The sequence below is a fragment of the Variovorax sp. IB41 genome (genome assembly GCF_016405905.1).
In the GTDB taxonomy this organism is placed as follows: domain Bacteria; phylum Pseudomonadota; class Gammaproteobacteria; order Burkholderiales; family Burkholderiaceae_C; genus Variovorax.
Genome location: NZ_JAEFCB010000005.1, coordinates 182515 through 197859 on the forward strand (window position 1 = coordinate 182515; position 15345 = coordinate 197859).

Here is a 15345-nt window from a genome sequence, read left to right on the forward strand (position 1 = left end):
CACGAAAGTCGCGCGGTTTTCTTCGCGCTCGCACGCCGATCGCGATGCGTTGCCAGCCCTTGCACGCGCGCGTTGCGCCGGTAACATCGCCGACTTTCAGAACAGGCAAGAGACAACGATGTTGCTGACGACATGGAGCCTGGCCGGCGTGCGCGCGTCAGCGGTGGCCGCGGCCTTGCTGCTCACGCAGCACGCGGTGGCCGATACGGTGCGCCTCGATGGGGTGCAGATCGCCGGTCACGACGCGGTCGACCCCGCGGTGCGGCGCTTCACCGCCAAGGTGACCCGCGTGGGCCAGGCCGGCAAGGCGGGGCGCATTTCCACGCTGCGCTTCGAGCCGATCGGCCCGGGCATGGTGGCGCCCAAGCGCAACGAGTTGCGCGGCTGGCGGCTGACCTTCATCCGCGGAAAGATGTTCGGCAAGACCTTGTGGCTCAAGAGCAATACGCCCGACGAGCTGACGGTGCGCAACACCGATCCTTCGATGGAAGGCGTGACCGAGGGCGACATCGTCGTCATCGAATTGATCGACCCCAAGCTGGTCGATGCCAATGCGTAAGTCATCGCGCGAAAGGACGACGAACACGACGATCACGATGATCGGCCGCGGTGCACGCCTGCTGCTCGCCGCGAGCCTGGCCCTGGCCGGCACGGCGTGGGCACAGACCGTGAAGCTGCCGGCCGATGCGGTGGACGGCTTTCACGCCGCGCTCAAGCGCAAGGACACGGGCGGTGCGCTCTCGTACCTGGACCGTTCGCTGCTGGTGTTCGAGTTCGGCGTGACGGACCCGACGGTCGAGGCCTATGCGTTGAGTCATCTGCCGGGCGACATCGACATGGCTGCCGTGTCCGACTGGGCCTTGCAGGCCCGGCGCGTGGGCGGCAGCGGCAACGAGCGCTGGGTGCTCAGCACCTACCGCGTCACCGGCAAGCTGCCCGATGGCAAGCCGATCGACCAGGTGATGCAGGAGACGGCGATCGTGCGCCGCGCGGGCGAGAGCTTTCGCATCGTCCACTTCCACTGGTCGAGCGACAAGGTCTGGGCGCAACCACCGCGGGTCGCGGCGCCCTGAAGGCGCTCGTTCCACGGCGGGCCGTGGCCTTCGCGCGCCATGCGCACACCATCGGTTAACTCGTTCACCGCAGGTAGGCAGACGGGCTGTCGCGCTCACGCACTTTTGAGGATTCGCACAGCGTGGCGGCGTTGCGCTGCGCCCCTGCGCGCGCTTGCGATTGCACTGCGCCGAATGGGGCATTGCCGGATAATCGTTTAGATCACAACGAAAACTACATACGAGACACTGTGCGCGAGGCCCATTTAAGAGATTTGATAGCCGTCATCGAAACAGGCAGTGTTCGATCCGCCGCGCGCAAGCTTGGCCTTGCGCAGGCCGCCGTCAGCAAGAACCTCACCGCGCTCGAAAAATCATTGGGCGTGCCGTTGCTGGTGCGCTCCGCGCGCGGTGTCGAGCCCACGGAATTCGGTCGCATCGTGCTGCGCCGCGCACGCATCGTCGATGCGGAGCTGCGCCACATGCAGGAGGAGATCGACAGCCTCAGCGGCGACACGCACAAGCTCATCACGGTGGGCCTCTCGGCCACCGCGGAGTCCATGCTGCTGCCGGTGGCCGTGGCGCGTTTTCGCGAACACACACCCAACGCGCTGGTCAGCGTGCTGGGCGGCCGCTCGTCGTCGACGATCGCGGCGCTGCGCGAAGCGAAGATCGATTTCGCGGTCGGCCCGTTGCCCACCGACCAGAGCGTCTCCGACCTGCACACCGAGCAGTTGTGCAGCTCCGACCTGGGCGTCGTCGTGCGCGCGGGCCACCCGGCGGCCGATGCGCGCGACCTCGCGAGCCTGGTGCCCTACGGCTGGCTCTACAGCGTGCAGCAGACCGGCGGGCCGGGGATCGTCTCGCTCATGCGCAAACACGGCCTGCCCGACCCGACGCTGGTGGCGCATTGCGATTCGTCGAGCGCGTTGATCTCCATGCTGCTGCAGAGCGACTGCGTGACGCTCAACAGCCTGGCCGCGCTGGAGCCGCTGCGGGCAGAGGGGCTGCTGAAGGTGCTGCCCATCGCGCTCGACCTGCCGCCGGCCGTGCAGTACCTGATGACCCCGACGATGCGGCCGCTGACCGCACCGGCCGCGGCGCTCGCGGCCGAGTTCCGGCGCGCGTCGCGCAGGCTGCGGCGGTGAACGGCGCTACGTCGGTCACGCGGCGCGCGATGCTCGCCGCCATGGCGGCGGCCGGCCTGTGCGGCCGCGACGCGTCGGCCGCCAACGGAACGGGCAGGGCATTGCGCATGATCGTGCCGCAGGCGCCCGGTGGTGCCGCCGACTTCATGGCGCGCCTTGTCGCCAAGGAGCTCGCGGGCACGCTCGAGCGGCCGGTGTTCATCGACAACCGGCCGGGCGGCGGCATGATCATCGGCACGCAGGCGGTGGCGACGGCCGCGCCCGATGGCAACACCTTCGGCATCGTGTTCTCGCCGCACGCCGTGAACCAGGCGATGCGCCAGCACATGCCGTACAACGCGCTGACCGATTTCAAGCCCGTCCTGCTCGGCGGCCATTCGATCGTCGTGCTGGTCGCGCAGGCGGACTTCGCCGCCCGCAGCGTGGCCGACGTGATCGCGCTGGCGCAGCGCGCCGATCCGCCGCTGCAGTACGCATCGCTGGGCATCGGCTCGGTGTCGCACCTGGCCGGCGAGCTGCTCGCCATCGAGGCCGATGTGCCGCTCGCGCATGTGCCCTACAACGGCAGCTCGCAGGTCTACCGCGCGCTGATGGGCGGCGACTTGCCGCTCGCGTTCGTGACGCTGGAGTCCGCGCTGCCGCACCTGCGGGCACGGCGCATCCGGGCGCTGGGCATCACGAGCGCGCGGCGGGCCGCGGCGTATCCGCAGCTGCCCGCCATTGCGGAGTCGGTGCCCGGCTTCGAGCTGGTCGGCTTCTACGGCTTCGTCGCGCCGGCCCGCACGCCGGCGCGCTTCGTCGAAACGCTGAGCACCGAGATCGCAAGAACGCTGCAGACCCCGCACATCCGCGACCGGCTGGCCGGCGACGGCGTCGTCGTCTCGGTCGAGCCGCCGGAGGTCTTCGCGGCGTTCCTGCGACAGCAGATCGAGAAGTACGCGGCGCTGGCCAAGCGCACGGGGATCAGGCTGGACTGAGCGGGCACCTGCTGCGCGTGCCCGCCTTCCATCCCCACCGCGCTGCTACTTCTTCTTCGCGAATTTCAGATGAACCACGTCCGGCGTCGCGACCGTCTTCACCATGGCCAGGCCCTGCAGGGCGTTGGCGTCATCGAACAGGCGCTCGCCGCCGCCGAGCAACGTGGGCGCCAGGTGAAGCTGCACTTCATCGACCAGGCCGGCCTTCAGGTACTGCTGCGCGGCGTGGGCACCGCCCGCCAATGCCACGTCCTTTCCGCCGGCCGCGCGCCGCGCCTGGTCCAGCGCACTCTCGATGCCATCGGTGACGAACGTGAAGGTCGTGCCGCCCTCCAAGACCAACGGGTCGCGCGCGTGGTGCGTCAGCACGAACACCGGGTGGCGAAACGGCGGCGTGTCGCCCCACCAGCCGTTCCACGGATCGGTCTCGCTCCACGGACCCGGCCCGCTGCCGAACATGTTGCGGCCCATGATGGTCGCGCCGATGTTGGCGAGCTCTTCCTCCATCACCGGCGTGCTCTCGTTCGCCACGCCGCCCTCCATGCCATGCGGGCGCCGCCATGCCTCCAGTTGAAACACCCACTCGTGCAATCGCTCGCCGCCGGTGCCCAGCGGCTCCTTCAAACTCTGGTTCGGACCGGCGACATAACCGTCCAGCGACATCGAAATTCTCAAGCGAAGCTTTGACATGCGGATCACTCCTTGGTGCAGGGCATTGAGGAAACAAGAAGGGCGACCGACTTGTTCGGATTGCGGATCGAGCGGCGAGTCTAGAAGTTGCGGATTCGAGTGGCAATGACAACGAAGCCACGGTTTCTGCCAATGGGCGGCACACCCCGTCGTCTACCAGTTTCTTGGGATAGGCAGCGCCCGCCTCGCTGCATAGCATCCCGTAACTGAACGAAACGGGACGGGCTTGTGATTCAAACGAGGAGTCTGCAGCGCCTTGCTGCGTGGAATGCGGCGTGGGTGTTCGCATGGGTGCTGGCAGCATGCGGTGGTGGAGGAGGTGGGGGCGGCGGTGGTGGTGGCATCGGTCTGCTGCCCATCGTGCCGGCCACGAGCTTCAGCATCGGCGGCAGCGTCTCGGGCTTGAGCGGCACGCTGGTGCTGCGCAACAACGGCAAGGGCGATCTCACCCTCCAGGCCGACGGCGCCTTCAGCTTCGCCGACCCGGTGACGGCCGGCAACCCCTATGCAGTGAGCATCGCCCAACAACCCGAGGGCCAGACCTGCGCGGTGAGTGCGGGCCAGGGCACGGCCACGGCCAACGTCACGGATGTGCGCGTGGCATGCGCGGCCGCCACGCACACGGTGGGCGGCACGCTCTCGGGACTGGCTGGTGGAACGCTGGTGCTGCGCAACAACGGCGCGGACGCGTTGAGCCTCACGGCCGATGGCGCTTTCGCGTTCGCACAGGCGCTGCCCCAAGGCACGATGTACGACGTGACCGTGCACACGCAACCGGCCGGGCAGCTTTGCATGCTCTCCAGCGCCAGCGGCACGGTCGATGCGGCGGTCGCCTCAGTCGTGGCGCTTTGCGCCGCCGACCCGCTGTCGGTACCGCCGCCGATTCCCGCGCCGCCGACCGTGGGCTATTCGCCCAAGTCGTTCCTGTTCAGTTGGCCGGCCATCGCCAACGCCACCTACTACCGCCTGGGCGAAGACCCGGGTGCCACAGGCAGCTTCACCGTGCGGGCCGACAACCTCGGCAGCACCACCTATGCGCTGCAGGACCTGGCACTGACCCAGCCGCCGGCCGCCTGGCGCTATGCCCTGCAGGCCTGCAATGCCAATGGCTGCAGCCCGTGGTCGCTGCCGGTCACGGCAGATGGCAACAAGGCGATCGGCTATTTCAAGCCAGAGGCCTCCACCGGCATCCGCAACTTCGGTCAAGGCATTGCTTTGTCCCCCGATGGCAGCTTCATGGCCGTCGGCGCTTCGGCCACCGTGGAACTGTTCACGCGCAGCGGGGGCCGATGGCAATGGGCGCAGACGCTGAGCTTCCAGGTCGCGAGCTATCCCAGGCCCGTGATCTCGGACGACGGCACGTTGCTGTTGGGCATGTTCGGCCACGATGGCGCGTTTGGCGATCAGGGCCTGGTACAGGTGTTCTCCAAGACCCCATCGGGCTGGACGCAGGCCGACGAATGGAATCCGCCAGTGCCTCGCTCCCTCGGCAATTTCGGCGCGTTCCTCGGCATCTCGCGGGACGGCACGGTGGCCGTGGTCGGAGAGTACGTGAGCGCCAAGGGCGGAAGCTTTCACGTGTACCGCAAGACAGGCGGCACGTGGGCCAGAGAGACCACCATCGAGCCCGAGCATTCGCAGCCGGGCGGGCTGTTCGGCGTGCAGGCCAAGATCTCGGCCGATGCCAGCACGATCGTGGTGGGCGCGCAGTACGAGCGCAGTGGCTCGCTCACCGATGAAACCGACACGAGCATGGCCAACGCCGGCGCGGCATTCGTCTATGGCTACGACACAGGCACAGGCACGTGGACCAAGCGTGCGTACCTCAAGGCACCGGTGCCCAGGATCGACGATCTGTTCGGGACCTCCACCGCCATCTCGGGCGATGGCGCCACGGTGGTCATCGGCGCGCGCAACGAGTCGGTCGGCGGCGTGATTCGCGCGGGCGTCGCCTATGTGTTCCGGCGCAACGCGGGCGCCTACACGCTCTCCCAGACGATTCCGTCGCCCCAGCCCACGCCGAATGCCACCTTCGGGGGTTTCGGCATGGCGCTCACGCCAGACGGCACTGTCATGGCGATCGCCGCGCGCGGCGACTCGAGCAGTGGAACAGGGGTCGACGGCGACGCGACGCAGGGCGCGGCCCCGACGGCCGGCGCGGTCCACCTGTACAGCCTGGCAGGCGCGCAGTTCGTCCACACGAGATACCTGAAGGCCCCCAACACCGGAAGCGGCGATTTGTTCGGCGACGTGCTCGACCTCACGGCAGACGGCCGGACGGTCGCGGTGGGGGCGACGGGAGAAGCCAGCGCCGCGAGCGGCATCGGAGGCAGTCAAACGGACAACAGCGCTCTTAACAGAGGGGCGGCGTACCTCTACTAGAAAACGGATACGGGAGCGCGGAGGTCGAGCGCTCCGGCCCACGGTCAGCCAGAACTGTCTTGCGCTTCGGACCTGCCGGAAACGGAGTCCACAGCGGAAAGAATGTAGCCATGCCCGTAGGCGGCCTGAAGAATGAATCCGTTTTCCGCACGCAGATCGAGCCTTCGACGCACGTTGGTCACGCACACGTCGATCGTCCGGTTCTTTCCTTGGGGTGGCGGCGTCGTCTTCCAGACGGTTGCCCACAGCCAGTCGCGGCTGACGATCTTGCCGACGTTGCGAAACATCGCCTGGGCCAGGCCGAACTGACGGGGCTGCAGGCTGATCGGGCGGCCTCGAAGCAGCACGACCTGCTCCGCTTCGAGAAACTGGTAATGACCCATGGTGATGCTGCGCTTGTGCAGTTCCTGCGACACGGCCCGAGCGTTTTTCAGCAATGCGTCGATGCGCCATCTCAATTCGCTCTCGGACATCTGCGAAGTGACGATGTCGACGAGTTGACTGTTCGAGGCTCGTTCACAGAGGGCAGGCCATCCCGACGGCTGGGCAACGAGAAGGACAGGCAAGTGGAGCGCTTCGCTCACGGCGTGCACGTTGTGCAAGGAGGTCTTGTCGGCGCGAAAGCTCGTGAGGACAAGATCGAAGCGCTGCCCGCAGACAAGGGCGCCCAACAGTTCGACGATGTCGGCGAAGTACTGCGGCGAATGACCCAGCGCTTCGATCTTTGGTCCAAGCTCGCAGCGCTGGAGCTCCGGGTCATTGACCACGGCCACGGATGACGGCTCTGCAAGAGGAATGACTTTTCCTTGATTCCTTGAGGGTGACGAGGTGCAAGCAGGTGCAGTGCACGTGCGGCGGGCGCGGCGCGGGTGCGCAGCGCGCATCCCAGGCTTCCGGCGCAATGCACGGAAGCAGGCTTGAACGAATCAACTTTGCCGCAATCCGGCGCGGTGGAAAAGTATCAGTTGCGCGATGATTTTGCGGCGCAGGAGAATGGTTCTCATCTGTCGTGTTCCGACGCTCCGCCGCGCTTCACCGAGCGGAACGCAGCGCCTCAAACCCCGATCCCTTTTCGGACCTCACTCCGCATCGAGCCGGTCCCTTCGCATGGCACGCCAGAGCGCGAGGTCGTAGGCGATCTTCAACAGCCCGCATGCGATGAGCGGCAGCGAAATCCATCCGGCTGCGAAGAGCGCGCCGCTCAAGGTCGGGCTGAGGGCCGCCGCCAGGCTGCGGGGCACCGCCGTGAAGCTGGCGGCCGCCGCGCGCTCTGGCGGCGTCACGACGGCCATCACGTAGGCAGTGCGCGTGGGAACGTCCATGGACGAGAGCGCGCTGCGGATCGTCAACAGCCCCAGCGCGATCGGCAGGTTGGGCGACAGCGCCGCGAGCACGAGGCAGACATTGGCCGGCAGGTGCGTGAAGACCATGGTGTTGAGCAACCCGATGCGCTGCGCGACCACCGGTGCCGCCAGTTGCGATGCGGCTCCCAGCAAGCCGGTCCAGAAGAAGAACACGCCGGCCTGCGTGAGAGAAAAGCCGAATCGCTCCAGGAGCCACAACGACATGAGCGCGTTGACCACCAGCCCGCCGGCGAACGCGTCGATGCTGAAGAGCGCGGCCAATCGAATCACGACGGGGCGCGAAGGCCCCAGCGGTGCCGGCGCCACCGGCACGCGGCCCCCATCGTTCGCGCCGGCCTGGGCTGGAAGGCGCCGATAGATCCAGAAAACGATCAGGCCGATCACGGCATACACCACGAACATGCCGCGCAGTGCATCGATCCGCGCAAGCGCGCTGTGCCGCGCCAGCCAGTCCGGCACGGCAGCGGCCAGCGCGCCGAGCGCCGCGCTCAGCGCGCCCAGCAGGCTGTAGCGCGCGAAGAGGGCGGTCCGCGCATGGCCTTGGGCGGCCGCGGCGAGGCGGGCGTGCTCCAGGGGAAGAAACACGCTCACATCGCCCGAGCTGGGGTTGAGCGTGCCGACCAGCGCCACGACCAGCAGCGGCCAGAACGAGGACAGGCCCGCAAAGCCCAGGCCGGTGGCGGCCATCAGCAGCGCCGCGCCGCGCAGCAGTCGGCCGCCAGCGAACCGGTATCCCCAGGCGCCGACCGCGAGCGTGGCGAGCGCCGAGCCCAGCATCGTCGCGGTGCTGACGATGCCTACCTCCAGCGTCCCGAGGCCGATCGACAGCAGGTAGGCCGGCAGCAGCACCGCCATGTACCCGTCGGCGAAGGCGCGAAGCCCGCGCGCGACCAGCAAGGGCAGCGCCTCGGGGTCCACGCCGGGAGGCAGCAGGCGCGCGAGACCCGTGCGCGCGCGAGGCTCGGTAAGGGTGCGCATCGAAGGCACCTAGCGCAGCACGGGCAGCCACAAGGTCACCGCCAACCCGATGGCCGCGCAGGCACCGAGCAGCGGCATCACGCCGACCTTGAAGCGGAACAAGGCAACGGCCGCCGCGACGGCAATCACCGCGGACACCGCGTCGAAGCGGCCGCCGAAGCCCTGCGGCCAGAGCACGTGGTACGCGAAGAAGAGCGCCAGGTTCAGGATCACGCCGACCACCGCCGCCGTGATCGCCGACAGCGGCGCGGTGAAGCCCAGCTTGCCGTGCGTGGCCTCGATGGCGGGCCCGCCCGCGAGGATGAAGACGAACGACGGCAGGAAGGTGAAGAAGGTCACGACCGTCGCGGCCAGCGCGCCCGCCAGGAACAGCGAATCCGGCCCCAGCACTTGTTGCAGCCATCCGCCGACGAAGCCGACGAAGGCCACCACCATGATGAGCGGACCGGGCGTCGTTTCGCCGAGGGCGAGCCCATCGATCATCTGTGCGCCCGACAGCCACTGGTGGTGTTCGACGGCGCCCTGGTAGACGTAAGGCAGCACGGCGTAGGCGCCGCCGAAGGTCAGCAAGGCCGCCTTGGTGAAGAACCAGCCCATCTGCGTGAGCGTGCCTTGCAGCCCCTGCGTGGCGATCAGCACGCCCATGGCCAGCAGCCACAGCGCAAGCCCGATCGCGAGCACCTTGAGCAGCCGCGCACGCGAGAAGCGCGCGTGCGGCGGCGTGGGCGTGTCGTCGTCGATCAGCGCCGGACCGTAGCTGTGTTTCGCGCTGCCATGCCCGCCACCGAGCGCGAAAACCCCGGGCGCCCAGCGCGCGCCGAAATGACCGATCAGGCCGGCTGCCAGCACGATCGCCGGAAAGGGCGTGCCGAACGCGAAGATCGCCACGAACGCGGCGGCGGCGATGCCCCACATCCACCGGTTCTTCAACGCGCGGCCGCCGATGCGATGCGCCGCGTGCAGCACCAGCGCGGTGACGGCCGGCTTGATGCCGTAGAAGATGCCGGCCACCACCGGCACATTGCCAAAGCGCAGGTAGATCCACGACAGCGCGATGAGGATGAACAGCGAAGGCAGCACGAACAGCACGCCCGCAACGATGCCGCCGCGCGTGCGGTGCATGAGCCAGCCGATGTAGGTGGCCAGCTGCTGGGCCTCGGGGCCGGGCAGCAGCATGCAGAAGTTCAGTGCGTGAAGAAAGCGCTTCTCGCTGATCCAGCGCCGCCGCTCGACCAGCTCGGTGTGCATGATCGCGATCTGCCCGGCAGGGCCGCCGAAGCTGATGAAGCCGAGCTTCAGCCAGAAGCGCAGGGCGTCTGCGAAGGAAACGGATTGGAGGGGCGCGGAGGGCGCGGGGGAGGCGTTGGTCGAGGCGTCGGGCGAGGCGGTGTCCACGGAAGGCTCCGTTGTGAGGTCACCAGCGCTTGGACGGGACACCGTCTTGCTTTGCAGACCGGGAGGCTGTTTTCCCGATGGGCGGGATCGTAGCAGACCCGAAATAGCGAACCGCGATGCGTGCGGATCGCTCGGTCGCATCGGCAATGCGGGCGCGAAAGGAGCGCTCCTTCATGCCGATCTCGATCACGCAGCACGACCTTTCGCCGGGCTTCTGAGCAAGCTCACCACACTCCCTGCCAACGCAGCCAGAGCCCCCACCGCCAACCCCCAATGCACCGCGCTGTGCGACGGCATCAGCCCGAACATCAAGCTCATCAACAGACTGCCGAGCGTCAACCCCGTGAGCCGCGCAGTGCCTTGCGCGCCACCGGCCGCGCCGCTGCGTTCCTTGGGCGCCGAGAGCAGCATGTTCTGGTTGTTCGGCGTCTGAAAGAAACCGAAGCCCAGCCCTGCGAGGCTCGTGAAAATCGCGATCGGCAAGCCCGTGTTGCCATGCAGCGGCCACAACGCACACAGGGCCAGGCCGCTCGCGAAGCAGGCGCCTCCGGCCGCGCACAGCCAGGCGCTCGGCACGCGCTGGGCCAGGCGCGCCGACAGCGGCGCGGCCAACATCACCGCCAGCGGCCAGGGCGTCATCAGGAGGCCGGCGGTCACCGCGCTCTGGCCGAGTTCGTGCTGGATGTAGAACGGCAGCGCCACAAGGGCCGCCATCTGGCCGGTGAAGCAGCACACCGAGGCAACGACCGAGACCCGAAACGAATGCACGCGCAGCAGGTCGAGCGGGATCAACGGTGCGGCCTTGGGCATCTCGCGCCGGACCAGCAGCACCATGCAAACGACCGACAGCACGAGCAGCGCGCCGCCGTGCAACGGTTGCGTCATCAGCCGGTCGCTCCCCAGCACGAAGGAAGCGAACATGACCGCGTTCAGCGCGATGCTCCACACATCGATGGAGCGCTCCGAGCGCGGCGGGTTGGGCAACCCTGCGCAGGCGGCGAGCACGAGCAGCCCGATCGGCAGATTCACCGCAAAGAGCCACGGCCAGCTCGCCGCGGAGAGTATGAACGCGCCAAGAGTCGGGCCCGCCGCCGAAGCGGCCGCGACGGCGAGCGCATTCCAGCCGATCGAGCGCGCCAGCAATCGGCGCGGATAGGTGAAGCGCAACAACGCCAGCCCGAGCGGCATCACGGCCGCGCTGCCCAGGCCCTGAAGGCACCGCGCGGCCACGAGCCATGGCAGCGACGGGGCCACCGCGCACAGCACCGATGCCGCGGTGAACAGCGCGACGCCGCCGGCGAACACGCGCCGGTACCCGAACCGCTCCCCGATGGCGGAAGCCGGCAACAGGAACATGACGACAGCCAGCTGGTAGGCCGTGATGATCCACACGGCATCGGCCGGTGTCGCCTGCAATTGCTGCGCGATGTTCGGCAGCGCGATGTTGGCGATGGCGCCGTCGAGTACCACGAGCACACCCGCGCCCAGGATCGCGGCGACGGCGGCGAAGCGCCGCGGCAGGGGCAGGCCGTCGGCGTCGTTCACCGCTGGGGGTTCGACGGTGCGGGCAATGGCGGAAGAAGAAGGGTTGGTTCGAAACGTGGATGACAACATGGTGTGACGACTGGAGGAGGCACGCTCAATCGCGCCAGGCCAGCTTAGGACCGCACCCATCGCTTGCACAGCGCGTGGCGCGCAAGGTGTCCCTGCATGCGGCGCCTGTCGAAACCGGCGCGGCCGTGCTAGCTTCGGGCATGCCAACGGATGCCGACCTGAACCTGCTGTTTGCGCTGAACGCACTTCTCTCCGAAGGCAGCGTCGCCAAAGCCGCCGAGCGCGTGGGCCTGAGCGAGTCGGCCATGAGCCGCGCGCTTGCGCGGCTGCGCGAATCGACCGGCGACGAGTTGCTCGTGCGCGCGGGCCGCGCCATGGTGCTCACGCCGCATGCGATGGCGCTGCGCGACCGCGTGAGGGAACTGGTGCAGGAATCGCGCGCGGTGCTTCAGCCCGCCGACGCGCGCATGGACCCCCGCACGCTTCGGCAGCTGTTCACCATACGGGCCAACGATGGCTTCATCGAGGCTTTCGCGCACCAGTTGGTGGCACGCGCCGCGCACGAAGCGCCCGGCGTTCGCCTGCGCTTCGCGCCCAAGCCCGACAAGGACGTGCGGCCCTTGCGCGAAGGATTGCTCGACCTGGACGTCGGCGTTCTCGGCGAATCGGGCCCGGAGGTGCGCGTGCAGATGCTCTATCGCGACCGGTTCATCGCGGTGGTGCGGCAGGGCCATCCGCTGCTCGCCGAACCCGAGGTCACCGCCGAGCGCTACGCCGCCTGCGACCACGTGGTCACGTCGCGCCACGGCCGCACCGTCGGGCCGGTGGACGACGCGCTCGCAGCGATGGGCCTCGCGCGCAACACCGCGGTCGTGGTGCCCAGCTTCAGCACCGCGTTGTCGGTCGCGGCCGCGACCGATCTGGTGGCGTTGATACCGTCCTCGTACTTCGAATACCAAAGGGCGCGGGGCACGCTGTGCGCGTTCCCGCTGCCGGTTGCCACGGCGCAGATCACCGTGTCGCAGATGTGGCATCCGCGCCTGGACCGGGACCCTGCGCACCGGTGGCTGCGAGGCCTCGTGTTGCAGGTGTGCCGGCCGCCGGATGAGCAGGCGGGCCCGGCGTGAGTGCATGCGCCATGGCCCAGGTCAATGCCGGTGCGCCGGCACTGCGTAGCCCAGCGGTGCGAGCGCGGCCTGGATGCGCCCCATCTGTGCCGCGCTGACCAGCTGGCCCAGCAGCTTCTGGAAGCGCGGCTCCAGCGTGCCCGAGACGATGTACTGCCAGCGGTAGGCCTTGAGCACCGTCGCGTGCACCTGCTCTGCGCGTGCGCCGTCCTGCGCCATGCCGCTCGCTGCCAGGAAATACGCCGCATCCGCCCGGGCCTGCGCCTGCAGTATTCCGTCGACGCCCGCGACCAGTGCGATCAGGTCGTCCACCGCCGCATCGCGCTGTGCGTCGGAGGCCAGCTTGCCGTCTTCGCGCTCCCATTCCAGCTCGTCGATGATCGCGTGCTGCGACTCCTCGCGCCAATGGAAAAGGAACACATCCTTGAACAGCGGCGACAGGTCCGTGGCCGCATCGATGCTCGCGCGGTAGTGCGCCTGCGAGAACAGCTCGATGTGGCAGGTCAGCGCAAGCACGGCCCAGGTGCACTTGCCCAGCACGAACGCCGCCACGTCGTTGGGCGACACGTCGAAGCGGTAGCCTGCCGGCATGTCGCGGCCCGCGAGCTGTTCGATGCGGCGAAAAAGCGCCTGGTGCTTGAGCTCCTCGTCGGTGAAGCGCACGATGGCTTCGAGGGCGGTCTGGTCGCCGAGCCAGTGGTCGCGGCTCACCTCCAGCATCTTCGCGCCGATGAAGCGCTCGACCAAGCCGAACATGTTGGCGTAGGTGCGGCCCTGCACCTGGCTGAAGAAACGGTGCTCGGCCGGGGCCAGGAAAGGCAGCTCGTCGGCCAGCGAGAGGCCATCGGGCAGGAAGGTGTGCGCCAGGTCGAAAGTGCGGCCGCGGATCACGTCGCGGTCGATGTCCCAGCGGATGCGCTTGGAGGCCTCGATGGTCCGGGCGTAGCGGGAGACTTCGGCAGGGGCGGGGTGGGTTTGCATGGCAGTTCCTTTCGAGCGAGAGCCGTCGGGTCGACGTGATCGAAGGATTCACCCGCGCGGGCGGCGGCGCATGGGGCGCCTGTCCCACGCCCGCGATAGGAAAAGATCGCTCACACACCCGCCTGGGACCGATGGCCCAGGCGCGAGACAATCGGCCATGCCCGGTGTACAGCGTCCACCTTCGCTTCCGCGCCAGAGCCTGCGCTTTTGCACCGCGGCCGACGGCACCCGCATCGCGATCGCGTCGATCGGCTCTGGCGCGCCGCTGGTGCGTTGCGCGCATTGGCTCAGCCACGTCGAGCACGACCTGCACAGCCCCGTGTGGCGGCCGTGGCTGGCCGAGCTCGCGCGCGATCACCAGTACATCCGCTACGACCAGCGCGGCTGCGGCCTGTCCGACAGCACGGTGACCGACTTCTCGCTCGACGCCTGGGTCGGCGACCTGGAGGCCGTGATCGACAGCCTGGGCCTGCGTCGCTTTCCGCTGATCGGGATGTCGCAAGGCGGCGCGGTGGCGATCGCCTACACGGTGCGCCATCCCGACAAGGTATCGCACCTGGTGCTGCCCGGCGCCTACGCGCGCGGCGCGCTGCAGCGCGCCACCGGCAGCGCCGAGCGCCTGGAAGCCGAGACCCTGGTCAACCTGATCCGGCTGGGCTGGGGGCGCGACAACGCCGCCTTTCGCCAGGTGTTCACCAACCAGTTCATCCCCGGCGGAACGCCCACGCAGCACCAGTGGTGGAACGAGCTGGAGCGCCTGACCGCCAGCCCCGAGAACGCCGCGCGCACGCTCGAGGCGTTCCACCGCATCGACGTGACCGAGCTCGCGCGCCAGTTGCGCGTGCCTACGCTGGTGCTGCATGCCCGCGGCGATGCGCGCGTGCCGTTCGACGAAGGGCTGCGGCTGGCGGCGCTCATCCCGGGGGCACGCTTCGTGCCCCTGGACAGTGACAACCACGTGCTGCTCGACACCGAACCGGCGTGGGCCACCTTCCTGGCTGAACTTCGTGCCTTTCTGGGCACCCACCCGGCCGATGCCGAGGCTGGCGAGAGCGTCGGCGATGCAGCGCTGACCCGGGCCGAAAGCGAGGTATTGCGCCTCGTGGCCACGGGCCTGGACAACCATGCCATTGCCCGGCACTTGCACAAGAGCGAGAAGACGGTGCGCAACCAGTTGTCGAGCATCCTCGACAAGCTGGGTGTGCATACCCGCGCCGAAGCGATCGTCTGGGCCCGCGACCGGCCGATGTGACCCCATCAGGTGATTCGAGCCACCACAAAAATCGTGAAATAAGTCTCAAAATTCAAGAATTGCCCGGCTCGATGTAGTCCATTGGTATTGGTCTTGCGTACTTAAGGCTCGGCTTCGGTTTCGAAGCGCACGCGCCTCATGAGGGCGCCAACCCAAGGGAACACTGTCAAAAAGACGGTCAAAGACCAATGACGCACGAAGATCAAATACGGGCCGCCGAGGCCGCCGGACGGCTCGGTGACATCGATGTCCTGGACACGCAGATATCCGGCATCTGCTCGATGCTCCACGCCCTCTACATGGCGCATCCGGCACCCGAACAAGTCCGCCAGCAGTTCGATGGGCTTCTTTCCAAACTGCTCAACTCGCCCTACGTGGCGGACGAACCCGATCGCGCGCTCGTCCTGCAAGCAACGGCTGCCGCGCTGTTGAGGAATAGCTAGGA

The 15345-nt window shown here is 68.1% G+C and carries 14 protein-coding genes; 8 read left to right on the plus strand and 6 right to left on the minus strand.

Annotated elements, in window-relative coordinates; all coding sequences use genetic code 11:
* The first annotated feature begins 118 nt into the window (after positions 1-118).
* The 4 genes from JC881_RS12585 (at position 119) to JC881_RS12600 (ending at position 3177) form a co-directional block, all read left to right on the plus strand.
* Positions 119-559: a hypothetical protein gene (locus JC881_RS12585; protein WP_198786042.1), complete on the plus strand. Its 441-nt coding sequence runs from the start codon at positions 119-121 to the stop codon at positions 557-559.
* A gap of 37 nt (positions 560-596) precedes the next feature.
* Positions 597-1073, plus strand: a complete 477-nt coding sequence (locus JC881_RS12590; RefSeq protein ID WP_198786043.1) for a hypothetical protein — start codon at positions 597-599, stop codon at positions 1071-1073.
* Between the two features lie 254 nt (positions 1074-1327).
* Positions 1328-2200 (plus strand): LysR family transcriptional regulator, encoded by an 873-nt coding sequence (locus tag JC881_RS12595; RefSeq protein WP_198786044.1) that lies wholly within the window; start codon positions 1328-1330, stop codon positions 2198-2200.
* A complete protein-coding gene (locus JC881_RS12600; RefSeq protein ID WP_198786045.1) occupies positions 2197-3177 on the plus strand; it encodes a tripartite tricarboxylate transporter substrate-binding protein in 981 nt (326 codons plus the stop codon). The genes JC881_RS12595 and JC881_RS12600 overlap by 4 nt, the downstream gene beginning before the upstream one ends.
* Positions 3178-3222: 45 nt before the next feature.
* Here the strand turns inward: JC881_RS12600 and JC881_RS12605 are convergent, their stop codons facing one another.
* Complete coding sequence (locus tag JC881_RS12605; protein ID WP_198786046.1) at positions 3223-3867, minus strand: dihydrofolate reductase family protein; 645 nt, start codon at positions 3865-3867, stop codon at positions 3223-3225.
* A gap of 228 nt (positions 3868-4095) precedes the next feature.
* Between JC881_RS12605 and JC881_RS32700 the strand changes: the two genes are divergently transcribed.
* A complete protein-coding gene (locus JC881_RS32700) occupies positions 4096-6249 on the plus strand; it encodes an FG-GAP repeat protein (RefSeq protein WP_198786047.1) in 2154 nt (717 codons plus the stop codon).
* A gap of 44 nt (positions 6250-6293) precedes the next feature.
* Here the strand turns inward: JC881_RS32700 and JC881_RS32705 are convergent, their stop codons facing one another.
* The 4 genes from JC881_RS32705 to JC881_RS12630 all read right to left on the minus strand — a co-directional run bounded on the left by JC881_RS32705 (position 6294) and on the right by JC881_RS12630 (position 11531).
* Positions 6294-7022 carry a winged helix-turn-helix domain-containing protein gene (locus JC881_RS32705; protein WP_198786048.1) on the minus strand — a complete coding sequence of 243 codons (729 nt, stop codon included), beginning with the start codon at positions 7020-7022 and terminating at the stop codon, positions 6294-6296.
* 306 nt (positions 7023-7328) lie between these two features.
* On the minus strand, positions 7329-8591 hold the full coding sequence (locus JC881_RS12620) for an MFS transporter (RefSeq protein WP_198786049.1): 1263 nt from the start codon (positions 8589-8591) through the stop codon (positions 7329-7331).
* 9 nt (positions 8592-8600) lie between these two features.
* Positions 8601-9986, minus strand: a complete 1386-nt coding sequence (chrA, locus tag JC881_RS12625; RefSeq protein ID WP_198786050.1) for a chromate efflux transporter — start codon at positions 9984-9986, stop codon at positions 8601-8603.
* 186 nt (positions 9987-10172) lie between these two features.
* Complete coding sequence (locus JC881_RS12630) at positions 10173-11531, minus strand: MFS transporter (protein WP_332875237.1); 1359 nt, start codon at positions 11529-11531, stop codon at positions 10173-10175.
* A 209-nt stretch (positions 11532-11740) separates the two neighbouring features.
* On the opposite strand from JC881_RS12630, the gene JC881_RS12635 reads away from it, so the two are divergent.
* Positions 11741-12667 carry a LysR family transcriptional regulator gene (locus JC881_RS12635; RefSeq protein WP_198786051.1) on the plus strand — a complete coding sequence of 309 codons (927 nt, stop codon included), beginning with the start codon at positions 11741-11743 and terminating at the stop codon, positions 12665-12667.
* Between the two features lie 21 nt (positions 12668-12688).
* Here the strand turns inward: JC881_RS12635 and JC881_RS12640 are convergent, their stop codons facing one another.
* Entirely contained in the window at positions 12689-13648 is a 960-nt protein-coding gene (locus tag JC881_RS12640; protein ID WP_198786052.1) for a hypothetical protein, read from the minus strand.
* A gap of 157 nt (positions 13649-13805) precedes the next feature.
* Here JC881_RS12640 and JC881_RS12645 point away from each other — a divergent pair, with 157 nt between their 5' ends.
* Both JC881_RS12645 and JC881_RS12650 read left to right on the plus strand, forming a co-directional pair.
* Positions 13806-14900, plus strand: a complete 1095-nt coding sequence (locus JC881_RS12645; RefSeq protein ID WP_198786053.1) for an alpha/beta fold hydrolase — start codon at positions 13806-13808, stop codon at positions 14898-14900.
* Positions 14901-15088: 188 nt separating this feature from the next.
* Complete coding sequence (locus JC881_RS12650; protein WP_198786054.1) at positions 15089-15343, plus strand: hypothetical protein; 255 nt, start codon at positions 15089-15091, stop codon at positions 15341-15343.
* Positions 15344-15345 lie beyond the last annotated feature (2 nt).

Coding starts and splice junctions, on each gene's coding strand:
- JC881_RS12585 (WP_198786042.1), top strand. CDS start 119: ATGTTGCTGACGACATGGAGCCTGGCCGGCGTGCGCGCGTCAGCGGTG.
- JC881_RS12650 (WP_198786054.1), top strand. CDS start 15,089: ATGACGCACGAAGATCAAATACGGGCCGCCGAGGCCGCCGGACGGCTC.
- JC881_RS12590 (WP_198786043.1), top strand. CDS start 597: ATGATCGGCCGCGGTGCACGCCTGCTGCTCGCCGCGAGCCTGGCCCTG.
- JC881_RS12640 (WP_198786052.1), bottom strand. CDS start 13,648: ATGCAAACCCACCCCGCCCCTGCCGAAGTCTCCCGCTACGCCCGGACC.
- JC881_RS12605 (WP_198786046.1), bottom strand. CDS start 3,867: ATGTCAAAGCTTCGCTTGAGAATTTCGATGTCGCTGGACGGTTATGTC.
- JC881_RS12620 (WP_198786049.1), bottom strand. CDS start 8,591: ATGCGCACCCTTACCGAGCCTCGCGCGCGCACGGGTCTCGCGCGCCTG.
- JC881_RS12645 (WP_198786053.1), top strand. CDS start 13,806: ATGCCCGGTGTACAGCGTCCACCTTCGCTTCCGCGCCAGAGCCTGCGC.
- JC881_RS12635 (WP_198786051.1), top strand. CDS start 11,741: ATGCCAACGGATGCCGACCTGAACCTGCTGTTTGCGCTGAACGCACTT.